General features: G+C 64.9%; 1 pseudogene. It reads right to left on the bottom strand.

From position 1 onward, the window contains the following. Nucleotides 1–895: pseudogene (locus ROJ8625_RS20480) on the bottom strand (IS3 family transposase); the annotation flags it as partial. Nucleotides 896–898: the final 3 nt, after the last annotated feature.

Here is an 898-nt window from a genome sequence, read left to right as displayed (position 1 = left end):
ATGGGCTTGCCTGGCGCGATGTAGTGCCACTCGACATGGCGCTCCTCCTGCCACTTCAGGATGGCGTTCGAGGTCAGTTCAGTTCCGTTGTCGCTGACCACCATGCAGGGATAGCCGCGGGCCTCGGCGATACGGTCCAGTTCCCGGGCGACGCGGACGCCGGAGATCGAGGTGTCGACGACCGCAGCCAGGCATTCCCGGCTGAAGTCGTCGATGACGCACAACACCCGGAACCGCCGCCCGCAGGACAAAGCGTCGGATACGAAGTCGAGGCTCCAGCGCTGGTTCGGTCCCTGCGGGATCGCCATCGGGGCCCGCGTGCCGAGCGCACGCTTCCGGCCGCCGCGTTTGCGCACCGTGAGCCGCTCCTCGCGATAGATGCGGTAGAGCTTCTTCCAGTTCACCTCCCAGCCTTCCCGCTTGAGCAGGATGTGCAGGCGGCGGTATCCAAACCGCCGCCGCTCGGACGACAGTTCGCGCAGGCGTCGTCGCAGCGCCCCGTCGTCGCCCCGCGTCGAGCGATACCGGTAGACACGCGGATCGATCCCGACGAGCCGGCAGGCGCGCCTTTGGGAATAGCCCTTCTCGATGATGGCCCAGTTCACGGCAGATCTCCTCGAACTGGGCCTCAGAAGTTTTTTCCGAGCATCTCGCGCAGCGTCGAGACATCGAGCATCGACTCGGCCAGCAGCTTCTTCAACTTGGCGTTCTCCTCCTCGAGCGCCTTCAGCCGCTTCGCGTCCGACACTTCCAGGCCGCCGAACTTTGAGCGCCACTTGTAAAACGTCGGCTCGCTCACGCCGTGCTTCCGACAGAGCTCCGCCGCGCTCAGCCCGGCCTGGTGCTCCTTCAGGATGCCAATGATCTGTTCTTCGCTGAACCTGCTGCGCTTCATCGT

This window comes from Roseivivax jejudonensis, from assembly GCF_900172265.1.
In the GTDB taxonomy this organism is placed as follows: domain Bacteria; phylum Pseudomonadota; class Alphaproteobacteria; order Rhodobacterales; family Rhodobacteraceae; genus Roseivivax; species Roseivivax jejudonensis.
This window is presented reverse-complemented; position numbering and strand designations above follow the sequence as displayed.